Raw genomic sequence first — 12402 nt, 5'->3', positions numbered from 1 at the left:
TCCGCACCCGGGGGCACACATCCGCGCGGCGGCGTGGAATACACGGGAAAACCCCGGTTGCGGTTAGGCTCTGCGCATGAGTCTCAGCACACACAAGGAGCCCGCGGTGGCGGCGCCCTCCCCGCAACCGGCACGCTGGAAGCAGGTGCTCGCCTGGGCCTCCTGGGACTGGGGATCCGCTGCCTTCAACGCGGTGATGACCACCTTTGTGTTCACCGTCTACCTCACCTCCTCCTCCTTTGGCGATACGGACGAGAACTCGGCAGTGCTCGGCGCCGCCCTGGCTATCGCCGGTGTGGCCGTCGCCCTGTTTGCCCCCGTTACCGGACAGCGCTCCGACGCCGGCGGCCGGCGCCGCAAATGGCTGACCATCAACACGCTGCTCACCTGCGCCCTGATGGCCGGGTGCTGGTTTGTCCTCCCCTCCCCCAATTACCTGATCCTCGGCGTGACGCTCATTGCCCTCGCAAACCTGTTCTTCGAATTTGCGGGCGTGAACTACAACGCCATGCTCCGCCAGATCTCCACCCCGGCATCCGTGGGCAGAATCAGCGGGCTCGGCTGGGCCATGGGTTATGTGGGCGGCATCGCCGCCCTGGCACTGGTTCTGGTGGGCTTTGTCCAGCCCGACGTCGGCTGGTTCGGTGTCACATCCGAAGACGGACTGAACCTGCGGTCCGTGGCCCTGTTCTCAGCCGTCTGGTTCCTGCTTTTCGCCCTGCCGCTGATGTTCGCGGTCCCCGAGGTGCCGCGCCAGGAAGCAGTGGCCCGGCTGGGTATCATTGCCTCCTACAAACTGCTCTTCAAGCGCATCCGGTCCCTGCTCAAAAGCAGCCCCCACACCATCTACTTCCTGCTCGCCAGCGCCGTCTTCCGTGACGGACTGGCCGCAGTGTTCACTTTCGGCGGAGTCATCGCGGCCGGCACCTTCGGATGGGAACTGTCCGAGGTGATTATGTTCGCCATCTTCGGCAATGTGGTGGCAGCAGTGGGATCCGTGATCGGCGGATTCCTGGACGACCGTGCCGGCCCGAAGGCCGTTATTGTGGGCTCGCTGATCGGACTTATCCTGGCCGGCACCGCCGTCGTGGTGCTGGGACCGGGCGACCAGGACATGCTTGGCCTGCAGTGGACAGGGGACACGACCTTCTGGATCTTCGGCCTGCTGCTCTGCCTGTTTGTGGGGCCTGCGCAGTCAGCGTCGCGGGCGTTCCTTGCCCGGCTTGCCCCGGAGGGTGAGGAAGGCGAACTCTTCGGCCTCTATGCAACCACCGGCCGTGCCGTCAGCTTCCTGGCACCCACGCTGTTCTCCGCCTGCATCGTGATCTTCGGCGCGCAGCGCTACGGAATCATCGGCATTATTGCCGTGCTGCTGGCCGGCCTGCTCGTGCTGCTGCCGGTGCGCTCCCCGGCCGCCGTCGGACACCCCGGCAAGGGCTCCGACGGCGCCCGGCATAAAGGCAACCGCTAGGAGGAAGCGCGGACTTCCGTCTGGCCGGCGGCGCTGACCGCGGCGTCGTCGGCCACATTGGTGCGGTGGAAGTTCAGGTGGCTGCGCGACGCCGTCGGACCACGCTGGCCCTGGTACCGGTTGCCGTACTGCCCCGAACCGTAGGCAAACTCCGCCGGCGAGCTCAGCCGGAAGAAGCACAGCTGGCCGATCTTCGACCCGGGCCAGAGCTTGATCGGCAGCGTGGCCATGTTCGACAGCTCCAGGGTGACATGCCCCGAGAAGCCCGGGTCGATAAAGCCTGCGGTGGAGTGCGTCAGCAGCCCCAACCGGCCCAGCGAGGATTTCCCCTCCAGCCGTGCGGCGATATCGTCCGGCAGCGTGACCTGTTCGTAGGTCGAACCCAGCACAAACTCGCCGGGGTGGAGGATGAACGGCTCGTCCGGTTCCACCTCCACAAGGCGGGTCAGCTCCGACTGGTCCTGCGACGGATCAATGTGGGCGTATTTGTGGTTATCGAAGAGCCGGAAGAACCGGTCGATGCGCACATCGACGCTGGAAGGCTGGACCATTGCGGGGTCATACGGGTCCAGGGCGATCCGGTTTTCGGCAATCTCGGCTCGGATGTCACGATCAGATATCAGCACTCTTCAAAAATAGCGCATACCCCTAGCGCCCGATCTCCGTACGGACGGCATAAAGCTCCGGGAAGAACGTGAGGTCCAGTGCCCGCCGGAGGAAGCCCGCACCGCTGGAACCGCCGGTGCCGCGCTTCATGCCGATAGTGCGTTCCACGGTCTTGAGGTGTCGGAAACGCCACAGCTGGAAATTGTCCTCCAGGTCCACCAGCTCCTCGCAGGCCTCATAAACATCCCAGTTCGCCTCGTGGTTCTCATAGACGTATTTGTAGACCTCCAGCAGCGACTGGTCGTAGACATGGGCCTTGCGCACATCCCGCTGAAGCAGGGCAGCGTCCACCGCGTAGCCGCGGCGGTGCAGATACCGGATGAACTCGTCATAGATACTGGTCTCCCCCAGCAGCCCCGACAGCAGTGCCTGCGCCTGCGGGTCAGCGGAGAATACTGCGATCATTGACTCGTTCTTGTTCCCCAGCAGGAACTCCACGGCACGGTACTGGTAGGACTGGAACCCGCTGGAAGCCCCGAGATCTCCGCGGAACTGCGCATATTCGGAGGGGGTCAGGGTTGCCAGTACGGACCACTGCTCGGTCAGCGAGCGCTGGATGTGCTTGATCCGGGCAATCCCCTTCATTGCTGAACGAAGGTCATCCTCCTGCAGCCGGGACCGCACGGCCAGCAGCTCATGCAGGACCAGCTTCAACCACAGCTCCGAGGTCTGGTGCTGGATGATGAACAGCATCTCGTCGTGGTGCTCGGGCCGGCTGACCGGATGCTGCGCAGAAAGCAGTTCATCCAGTGCAAGGTAGGACCCGTAGCTCATCTTGTCGCTGAAATCCCGTTCAATACCAGCTTCAAGGCTGCGGGTGTTCTCGTTGGCTTCCATGCCCACCACGGTATCCGCTGGGTATGCCAGACTTGGGGTTTTGACCCCGATCTTTCCAAGGAGTCCCAGATGGAACCGGACAATACTCCCGACGTCCCCGCAATGCCGCTGGCCAACGAGGACGCACCCGCCCCAGGCGCAGCCCTCGAGGAAGCCGTCAAAGCCGGCCGCGAGGGACGCCTCTCCAACCGTGAGGTCATGTCCGTGATCTGGACGTCCGAGCTGCTCAGCGTGGGCCGGCTGGCAAAGGAGGACGATTCCTCCTCCTTCCAGGCACTGGTGCTCAAGGCCCCCGATTCCGAGTATTCCGTGGCCGCCGTGTTCTCCACTGCAGACCGGATCCCCCAGCAGCTGCGCGAGGCGGCACCGGTGGTCGTCAAGGCTACCGGCGAGGCCACCATCCGCAGCATCGCACCCGGCTACGGCATGGCACTGAACCCCGGGCACGACGTCGGCATGGAGATCGGCCCGGACGTGGTGGCGTCGCTGACCGCCGCCTATGACCAGGCTGCCGAGCAGGCGGCACAGGAAAATTCAGTGCGTCCGGAACGCCCCGGGACGGACGGCTAATCCACCCCGATAAGGACCGAATCGGGCAGGTTGGGTTGCGTTATGGCCATTTGATGGCATTTTGCGGTCTCAGCCCTTGAAGTGTCAGTGACGGGGCCTACGCTGGTGATCCTCACCAGGAGGGCTGACAAATGACCAACTCACGCGTGACACATTCAATCTGTTCCATCGTTCCGCCGTATCTGCTGACCCGTCTCGCCGCCGCGGAAGACCCGGGCCGGGCTGCAGCAGCCGCCGCCGCGCGTCGCACCCTGACCACCCTCGGAACCGTCGAAGCGGCCCGGTCCCTGCCGCACCCGCCCCCGTCCCGCAGCACGGGGACCGCGTTCACTCCCACTCTGCGACGCATCGTCTCGGATGCCCTTGGCCAGGAGGAGCTGCCCGGCACCCCGGTGCGGTCCGAGGGGCAGCCCGCAACCGGAGACGCCGCGGTCGACGAAACGTATGAGGGGCTCGGTGCCACGTACCACCTGTTCAGCGATGCCTACGGCCGCTCCTCTGTGGACGGCGCCGGGCGGACGCTGGAAGCCACGGTGCACTACGGCCGCGACTACGACAATGCCTTCTGGGACGGGTCCCGCATGGTCCTCGGGGACGGCGACGGCGAGGTCTTTGAGCGCTTCAGCAAATCCCTCACCGTAATCGGCCATGAACTTGCACATGGATTCATCCAGTACACCGCGCAACTGGAATACCGGGACCAGTCAGGTGCCCTGAACGAGTCCATCGCCGATGTCTTCGGCGTACTGGTGGAGCAGAAGCTGCTGGGCCAGGAAGCCGGCCAGGCGAGCTGGCTGGTGGGCGAGGGCCTGTTCACCGACCATGTGGGCGGGCAGGCCCTGCGCTCACTCAAAGCACCCGGAACGGCGTACGACGACGACGTGCTGGGCAAGGACCCGCAGCCCGGATCCATGGACGACTACGTCCGCACGGCAGCGGACAACGGCGGCGTGCACATCAACTCGGGCATCCCCAACCGCGCCTTCTACCTGGTCGCAGCCGCACTGGGCGGGTATGCCTGGGAACGCGCAGGACAGATCTGGTACGACACCATTACCGAGCCCAATTTCCCGGCCGACGCCACGTTCGCAGTCTTCGCGGCTGCCACCCTGACGGCCGCCGAAAAACGCTACGGAGCGGGAACCGAGGAAAGTTCTGCTGTTCAGTCCGCATGGAAAGAGGTTAACGTCATGGTATGAGACTGGTAGTAGTGCGCAGCGGCGGCTTCGCGGGAATGCAGCGTGAGTGGAGCACACAGGTCAGCCCCGAGGAAGCACGGGACCAGTGGCTGCCCCTCCTGAGCGAGCCGCCGGAGACTGCGGATGACGAACCGGACCGCTTTACCTACGAGATTTCCGTCGGTCCCGCAGCGGTGACCATTCCCGAGCGCCAGGTCAAAGGCCGGTGGCGCGAGCTTGTGGAACGTGCCCGCAGCGGGGCACCCGTTGACGCGGCTGCGGCGGAGGAGCCTTCTGACGCCTCCCCCGAAGGAAACACACACCGTGCCGGCCCGGACACCGGCGGGAATAAGGGGTAAGTGACCGGGCGGGCCGCTCCGCCCAACGCGTAAACGGATCAGCCCGGCGCGTAAGTTCGGCAACCGCCCGCTTCCATGTAAAGTAGGGAACTGTGCCGGAAATCTCCGGCGCTGCGGGCGTAGCTCAATGGTAGAGCGCTAGCTTCCCAAGCTTGATACGCGGGTTCGATTCCCGTCGCCCGCTCCACAGCACCGGCCGGGGTCCCCGCAGAGCCGGCTCCCTCCCCCGCCAATCCCACGGCAGCCTGTCAAGAGCGGGGCTCGAACTCTCCTGTGATCGGCGTAGACTTGTCCGCGATGAACCGGAAAATGTTTAAGTCCAAGATTCACCGTGCAACGGTGACCCATGCAGACCTGCACTATGTTGGGTCCGTAACGGTTGACCTCGACCTGCTCGAAGCCGCGGATATCCTCCCCGGCGAGCTCGTCTCCATTGTCGACGTCGACAACGGCGCCCGGCTGGAAACCTATACCATCGCCGGTGAGCGTGGCTCCGGGGTGCTGGGCATCAACGGCGCCGCCGCCCACCTGGTGCATGTCGGCGACACAGTCATCCTGATTACCTACGCGGACATGACCACCGACGAAGCCCGCTCCTTTGTGCCGACAGTGGTCCACGTGGATTCCTCCAACCGCATCCTGGAGCTGGGAACCGATCCGGCCGAAGCAGTCACGGAAGGGACCGAGCGTCCGCCGCTCGCCCTGAACAACACCCTCGTCCAGGGCAACACCCCGGACATCGCCACCGCCGGATAAGCGCAGCCGGTGCTGGGGGTACTCACCGGATTCGCCGTTGTCTGGCTCATCATCCTGACCGGCTATGTCATCGGCAGGCTGGGGGTGCTGGGCGAGAACGCGCAGACAGTCCTGAGCCGCCTGGCCTTCTTCGTCGCCTCGCCGGCGCTGCTCCTGACCACCCTCAGTGAAGCGGATCTGCACACCGTGTTCTCACTGCCCCTGCTTGTGGCCGCCGCCAGCGCACTGGCCACAGCCGGGCTGTATGTGCTGGTGACCCGCTGGTGGCTGAGGCGGCCGGTGCCGGAACTGCTTGTCTCCTCCATGTCGGCTTCGCTGGTCAACGCCGCGAACCTCGGGTTGCCCATCTGCGTGTATGTGCTCGGGGACGCAGCGTACATTGCCCCGGTCCTGATTTTCCAGCTCGCCTTCTTCACGCCGCTGTTCCTGATGATGCTGGATTCAGCCACCAGCGGCCGCCGCACGTCGGCCACCGTTTTCGCCGGGCAGGTGGTTCGCAACCCGATTGTGGTCGGCTCCCTGATCGGCCTCCTGCTGGCCGCCACCGGCACCCGCCTTCCGGAGATCATCCACGAACCGGTAAGCCTTATCGGCGGTGCCGCTGTGCCCGCCATGCTGCTGGCCTTCGGCCTCTCCCTGGTGGGCTCCCGCCCGATGAACGCCGACGGCGGACGCCGGGTGGACGTTGCCCTCGCCTCCGGGTTCAAGCTGGTACTCCAGCCCCTGCTGGCATACCTGCTTGCCCGCTACCTGCTTGGCATGGACGGGCACCTTCTCTTTGCCGTAGTAGTGACGGCAGCCCTGCCCACAGCGCAGAATGTGTTCGTAGCCGCCGCCAGATACGGACAGGGCGTCCTCGTTGCCAAAGACACCGTGCTGATGACCACCGTGGCTTCCCTGCCCATCCTGGTTCTGGCTGCAGCCCTGCTCGCCTGAACCGCATTTCGGCTACCCGCTTTTGTGTGGCGTAAATTACGATCAGGGCATATGGTCAAATCAAAGGCTGCTTAGTGTTGCGGCCCGTCCGCTGTCCGTCAGCGGATGCCTACGACGAGGTGGAGGCACTGTACCGATGCCAAAGGATGCAAGACACTGGTGGCGCTCCCGGAAAGGGGCCCGGTCCGCCGTCGGCGTTGCCCTGGCCCTCGGTGCGACTCTCCTGACCGGCTGCGGATCCGATGAGGGCGCAGCACCAACACTGACTTGGTACATCAACCCGGACGCCGGCGGACAGGCCGAACTGGCCAAACAGTGCAGCGACGCATCCAACGGCGCCTACACCATCGAAACATCCCTGCTCCCCAACGACGCCGCTTCGCAGCGCGAGCAGCTGGCACGGCGCCTGGCTGCCGGGGATAAGTCAATGGACATCATGAGCCTGGACCCGCCGAACGTCCCGGAGTACGCGGAACCGGGCTATCTTGCCCCGGTTCCCGACGACGTCGCAGAGCGCACTACGCAGGGGGTCCTGGAAGGTGCCCTCGCGGGAGCGAAGTGGAAGGACGAAGTGGTGGCCATCCCGTTCTGGGCCAACACGCAGATCCTCTGGTACCGCAAATCCGTGGCTGAAGCCGCAGGGCTCGATATGAGCAAGCCGGTGACCTGGGACCAGATCATCGAAGCCGCGAAGAGCCAGGACAAATACATCGGCGTGCAGGGGGCACGTGCGGAGTCCATGACCGTCTGGGTCAATGCCCTGGTGGCATCGGCCGGCGGCACCATCGTGGAGAATCCCGATGCCTCTGCCGATGAAATCCAGCTTGGCCTCGACAGTGATGCCGGCAAGCAGGCGGCCGAGGTGGTCTCTACCATTGGCAAGGAAGGACTCGGCGGGCCGGGCCTGCCCACCCAGACCGAAAACACGTCCATGGTCCAGTTCCAGGGCGACCAGGGCTCCTTTATGGTGAACTATCCGTTCGTCTGGCCTGCCACCAATGCATCGGTGGAGGAAGGCGCGCTGCCGGAGTCCCTCATCGATGACATTGGATGGACGCTGTTTCCGGCCATGAACGAGGGTGAGGACACCGCTCCCCCGCTCGGCGGCATCAACCTTGGCGTGGGTTCCAGCAGCCAGCACCCGGACCTGGCCTACGAGGCCATCGAGTGCATCGTGTCGCCGGAAAACCAGGCCCAGTACTTTGAGACCAACGGCAACCCGCCCTCGAATGAGGCGGCCTATGAGACTCCGGGGATCGAAGAGACCTTCCCGATGGCCCCGACCATCCGGGATTCGCTCGAGCTGGCCGTACCGCGCCCGCAGACCCCGTACTACAACGAAATCTCCACCGGTATCCAGCAGACGTGGACTCCGCCGAGCGACGTCAATCCGGATACCACCCCGGCCACCAGCCAGGAGTTCATCACTGAGGTCCTTCGAGGGGAGAAACTGCTGTGAGCACATCCATAGATGCGGTCCGGAACACCCCGGCCGAAGCAGCACCGCGCAAACAGCCCCTCAGCGACCGCGCCAAGGCTGAACGGCGGCTTGGTTTCTGGCTGGCGGGACCGGCTTTCATCATCATGCTGGCGGTCACCGCCTACCCCATCCTGCTGGCACTGTGGGACTCCCTGTTCAAATACCGGCTGACGGCCCCGGACGACCGCGCATTCGTCGGTCTGGGCAACTACGCCACCATCCTCACGGACGGGCTCTTCTGGCGGGATCTGGGTGTGACGGTGCTGATCACGGTGATCACGGTGGTGGTGGAACTCATCCTGGGTTTCGCGCTGGCACTGGTCATGAACAGCGCACTGAAGGCCGTCCGTGGCTGGCTCCGAACCGCCATCCTGGTGCCGTACGGCATCATTACCGTTGTTTCGGCCTTCGCCTGGTTCTACGCGTTCGACATCAACTCCGGGTACATCAACAGCTGGTTCAGCTGGGTGCCGGGCATAGATCCGGACCTGAACTGGTTTGCCGACACCTGGACGGCCCTGTTTGTCATCATGGCATCGGAAATCTGGAAAACCACCCCGTTCATCTCCCTGCTGCTTCTGGCCGGCCTGGCCCAGGTGCCCGGGGAGCTGACCGAAGCTGCGGAAGTGGACGGCGCCACCTGGTGGCAGCGGATGTCCAGGGTCATCATCCCGAACATGAAGGCCGCCATCATGGTTGCCGTGCTGTTCCGGGCACTGGATGCCTTCCGCATTTTCGACAACGTCTACATCATGACCAACGGCGCGTACGGTACCGAGGTGCTCTCACTGCTGGCCTACCGGACCTCGATCACGCGCCTGGAGATCGGCATGGGGTCCGCCGTGTCCGTCCTGCTGTTCATCTGCGTCATCATCATCTGTTTCATCGCCATCAAACTGTTCAAAGTGGACCTTTCCGGCGCACGAGGGGGTAACTAGTGAAGTCCTCACCAGTCAAACGGCGGGTCATTTGGACCATCATTTCGGTCCTGGTCATTCTCTACGCGCTCTTCCCGGTGGCCTCGATCTTCGCGACCTCGTTCAAGCTCCCCAGTGACCTGACCTCCGGGACCTTCCTTCCCACCAACTGGTCAACCAGCAACTACGAGCAGATCCTGGTGGGCGACGCCCAGGGACTGTTCCTCAGTTCGCTCCGGAACTCGATCGGCATCTGCCTCATCGCGACGTTCATCGCGGTCATCCTGGCCACGCTGTGCGCGTACGCGATTGCCCGGTTGGACTTCCCCGGTAAGAAACTAGTCCTGACCACCGCGCTGGGTGTTTCCATCTTCCCGGTGATCTCCATCGTGACCCCGCTGTTCAACCTGTGGCGCAACATCGGCCTGTACGACACCTGGCCGGGCCTGATCATCCCCTACCTGTCCCTGACCCTGCCGATCTCCATCTGGACGCTCGCAGCGTTCTTCCGGCAGATCCCGTGGGAGCTGGAGCAGGCCGCACAGGTGGACGGCGCCACCACGTGGCAGGCGTTCCGCAAGGCCATCGTGCCCCTGGCTGCGCCGGGTGTTTTCACCACCGCCATCATCGCGTTCTTCATCGCGTGGAATGACTTTGTGTACGGCATCTCGCTGACCTCAACAGAGGCTGCCCGCCCCGTCCCGGCAGCGCTGGCGTTCTTTACCGGGGCGTCACAGTTCGAGGAGCCCACCGGTGCCATCTCCGCGGCAGCCATCATTGTCACCATTCCCGTAGTTGTCCTGGTGCTGGCGTTCCAGCGCCAAATCGTCTCCGGTCTAACCCAGGGCGCCGTCAAGGGCTAGCGCCCTTCGGCATCCGGACTCAGAAAAGGATCCCTAACCATGGCATCTATTACGCTCAACCACCTCGTCAAGAAGTACGGCGACGGTTTCCCGGCCGTCAACGACGTCAGCCTGGACATTGCCGACGGTGAGTTCATCATTCTGGTGGGCCCCTCCGGCTGCGGCAAGTCCACCCTGTTGCGCATGATCGTTGGCCTGGAGGACATCACCTCCGGAGACCTGCTGATCAACGGCGAACGCGTCAATGACAAGGCACCGCGGGACCGCAACCTGGCCATGGTGTTCCAGAACTACGCGCTGTATCCGCACCTGACCGTGTACGAAAACATCGCCTTCCCGCTTCGCCTGAACAAGGGCAAGTACAAGGAGGAGCAGGTCAAGAAGCTGGTGACCGATGCGGCCGCCACCCTGGAGCTGACCGACCACCTGGAACGCAAACCCGCCAACCTTTCCGGCGGGCAGCGGCAGCGTGTGGCCATGGGCCGTGCCATCGTCAGGCAAGCTGATGCCTTCCTGTTCGACGAGCCGCTGTCCAACCTGGACGCCAAACTGCGCGGACAAATGCGGTCCGAAATTGCACAGATGCAGCGCCGGCTGGGAACCACCAGCGTGTACGTCACCCACGACCAGACCGAGGCCATGACGCTCGGTGACCGGGTGGCCGTACTCAAGAAGGGCGTCCTGCAGCAGGTGGCTTCTCCCCGGGAACTCTATGAACAGCCGGTCAACCTGTTTGTGGCCGGTTTCATCGGTTCACCGTCCATGAACTTCCTGCCGGCCACCCTTGAAAACAATGTGTTGAAGACCGCGGTGGGTGACATCCGCATCCCCGAGGAAAAGGCCGCCAAAGCCGCCGGCAAAAAGGTGGTACTGGTCGGGATCCGCCCCGAGTTCTTCGAAGATGCGTCCCTTGTGGAGGAGAGCAAGCTGCACCACGGGTCCACGTTCACCGCACCGATCACCCACACCGAGTGGCTTGGCAACGAGCAGTACGGGTACATCCACTTCGATCCGACCCCCGAGGTCAGGGAGCTGCTCGACAGCCTGGCCCGGGATATGGATGCCGACGAGCTGCGCCCGCAGGTGGTGGTGACCCTTGACGCCGCCAGCCGGATCCGCGGCGGCCGGGACGCTGAGCTGTGGCTGGACACCCGCAAGGTGCACCTGTTCGATCCGGAGACAGGGGAGAACCTGACCCGCGATGCGGACGCCGGCGCCCGCCTGACCGAGGAAGCCAACGCCGCCCGGGCCGAGGAAATCGCGGCCGCACGTGACGAGGTTCCCGCCGCTTCCTAACGACGCCTGGCCCACCTGACACGAAGGCCGGAGCGGGACACCGATCCGGCCTTCGCCTGTCAGGACAGGTAACGTAATACCGGTGCAGGGAACATCACCGGTAATCAAGGCAGTGGCCGCATGGCTGCTAGCCCTCATGCTCACTATCGCCGCCGCCATCGTGGCGGTCTATTTCGTCAATGCCAAGGCTTACGGGCCCGAGCAGCATATCCACGACTATGTCCGGACGCTCACTGACGGTGACGGCGGTCAGGCCCTGGGTCTGCTCCACGCCGACGTCCCGGAGGCCAACGCCGCATTGCTCGACGACGACGCCCTCCGCGCATCTGTCGAGGGGCTGGCCATATCCGGGTTCGGCGACGTAAAGGACATCGGCGAGAACCGGGTCGAGGTACCCGTGACCTACACCTACGGGGACACGGAGGAAACCGCCACCTTCGTTCTGGAGAACACTGGCAAACGCTGGCTGTTCTTCGATACGTGGGATTTCGTTCCCTCGACACTGCCCACCGTCCAGATCACTGCCCCCGTACTGCGCGAAGCGTCGCTGAACGGTGTCCGGGTCACGCTGCCCGAGGGCAGCAACACCTTCGCCGCCTTCCCGCTCTCGCGGGTGGCCGCCTCATACAAAAGCCAGTACCTGGCTGCACCGGAAGAGTCCGCGGTGGTCACCGCCGAGTCCGGACGGCAGCTCACGCTGGCACCCGAAGCCACCGATGAACTGCTCTCAAAGGTGGACACGGGAATCCGTGAATTCCTGGACGGTTGCACGGCCGAAGACCGCCTGGCGCCGCCCGGATGCCCGTTCTACCACCTGACCAATAACCGGGTGGAGCAGCCCATCAAGTGGAGCATCGCCAGCTATCCGGAGGTGGAACTGACGCAGGCAGAGGGCCGCTGGATCCTGAGCCCGCTGACCGGCACGGCCCGGGTCACTGCCACCCAGGTGGATCTGTTCACCGGCGACAAGAGCCCGCTGGTAGCCGAGGAGGAATTCACGTTCAACGCCGCACTGCGGGTGGACGGCGAGGATGTAACCCTCAGCCCGCAGGTGAACTGACAACCCCGGCAGC

At 64.2% G+C, this 12402-nt stretch carries 13 protein-coding genes and 1 tRNA gene; 12 read left to right on the top strand and 2 right to left on the bottom strand.

Going from position 1 to position 12402, the window contains the following annotated elements; translation table 11 throughout:
- The first annotated feature begins 76 nt into the window (after nt 1–76).
- The gene (locus AC5RVB_RS05050) at nt 77–1471 is read left to right on the top strand and encodes an MFS transporter (protein WP_227902648.1); all 1395 of its coding nucleotides are present in this window, start codon (nt 77–79) and stop codon (nt 1469–1471) included.
- Here the strand turns inward: AC5RVB_RS05050 and dcd are convergent.
- Nucleotides 1468–2097, bottom strand: coding sequence for a dCTP deaminase (gene dcd / locus AC5RVB_RS05045; RefSeq protein ID WP_227902649.1), 630 nt, complete (start codon nt 2095–2097; stop codon nt 1468–1470). The genes AC5RVB_RS05050 and dcd overlap by 4 nt on opposite strands.
- Before the next feature lie 22 nt (nt 2098–2119).
- The gene (locus AC5RVB_RS05040) at nt 2120–2974 is read right to left on the bottom strand and encodes a tryptophan 2,3-dioxygenase (RefSeq protein WP_227902651.1); all 855 of its coding nucleotides are present in this window, start codon (nt 2972–2974) and stop codon (nt 2120–2122) included.
- Nucleotides 2975–3043: 69 nt separating this feature from the next.
- Between AC5RVB_RS05040 and AC5RVB_RS05035 the strand changes: the two genes are divergently transcribed.
- The 11 genes from AC5RVB_RS05035 to AC5RVB_RS04985 all read left to right on the top strand — a co-directional run bounded on the left by AC5RVB_RS05035 (nt 3044) and on the right by AC5RVB_RS04985 (nt 12389).
- Nucleotides 3044–3544, top strand: coding sequence for an SseB family protein (locus AC5RVB_RS05035; RefSeq protein ID WP_227902653.1), 501 nt, complete (start codon nt 3044–3046; stop codon nt 3542–3544).
- A 131-nt stretch (nt 3545–3675) separates the two neighbouring features.
- Complete coding sequence (locus tag AC5RVB_RS05030; protein WP_494142127.1) at nt 3676–4743, top strand: M4 family metallopeptidase; 1068 nt, start codon at nt 3676–3678, stop codon at nt 4741–4743.
- Nucleotides 4740–5081 (top strand): protealysin inhibitor emfourin, encoded by a 342-nt coding sequence (locus AC5RVB_RS05025; protein ID WP_494142126.1) that lies wholly within the window; start codon nt 4740–4742, stop codon nt 5079–5081. The genes AC5RVB_RS05030 and AC5RVB_RS05025 overlap by 4 nt, the downstream gene beginning before the upstream one ends.
- Before the next feature lie 113 nt (nt 5082–5194).
- Nucleotides 5195–5268, top strand: a tRNA-Gly gene (locus tag AC5RVB_RS05020).
- A 110-nt stretch (nt 5269–5378) separates the two neighbouring features.
- On the top strand, nt 5379–5837 hold the full coding sequence (panD, locus tag AC5RVB_RS05015) for an aspartate 1-decarboxylase (protein ID WP_227928519.1): 459 nt from the start codon (nt 5379–5381) through the stop codon (nt 5835–5837).
- Nucleotides 5838–5846: 9 nt separating this feature from the next.
- A complete protein-coding gene (locus tag AC5RVB_RS05010) occupies nt 5847–6773 on the top strand; it encodes an AEC family transporter (RefSeq protein WP_494142125.1) in 927 nt (308 codons plus the stop codon).
- A 136-nt stretch (nt 6774–6909) separates the two neighbouring features.
- Nucleotides 6910–8232 (top strand): extracellular solute-binding protein, encoded by a 1323-nt coding sequence (locus AC5RVB_RS05005; RefSeq protein ID WP_494142124.1) that lies wholly within the window; start codon nt 6910–6912, stop codon nt 8230–8232.
- 8 nt (nt 8233–8240) lie between these two features.
- The gene (locus tag AC5RVB_RS05000; protein ID WP_423723628.1) at nt 8241–9191 is read left to right on the top strand and encodes a carbohydrate ABC transporter permease; all 951 of its coding nucleotides are present in this window, start codon (nt 8241–8243) and stop codon (nt 9189–9191) included.
- On the top strand, nt 9191–10033 hold the full coding sequence (locus AC5RVB_RS04995) for a carbohydrate ABC transporter permease (protein WP_227902665.1): 843 nt from the start codon (nt 9191–9193) through the stop codon (nt 10031–10033). Before AC5RVB_RS05000 ends, AC5RVB_RS04995 begins: the two co-directional genes overlap by 1 nt.
- A 39-nt stretch (nt 10034–10072) precedes the next feature.
- Nucleotides 10073–11329: an ABC transporter ATP-binding protein gene (locus tag AC5RVB_RS04990; protein WP_227902666.1), complete on the top strand. Its 1257-nt coding sequence runs from the start codon at nt 10073–10075 to the stop codon at nt 11327–11329.
- Nucleotides 11330–11411: 82 nt separating this feature from the next.
- Nucleotides 11412–12389: a hypothetical protein gene (locus tag AC5RVB_RS04985; RefSeq protein ID WP_227928517.1), complete on the top strand. Its 978-nt coding sequence runs from the start codon at nt 11412–11414 to the stop codon at nt 12387–12389.
- Nucleotides 12390–12402: the final 13 nt, after the last annotated feature.

It is taken from the genome of Arthrobacter sp. Y3225209, from assembly GCF_059090685.1.
Note: the sequence above shows the minus strand (reverse complement) of the source record. Positions and strands in the feature narration are given on the sequence as shown.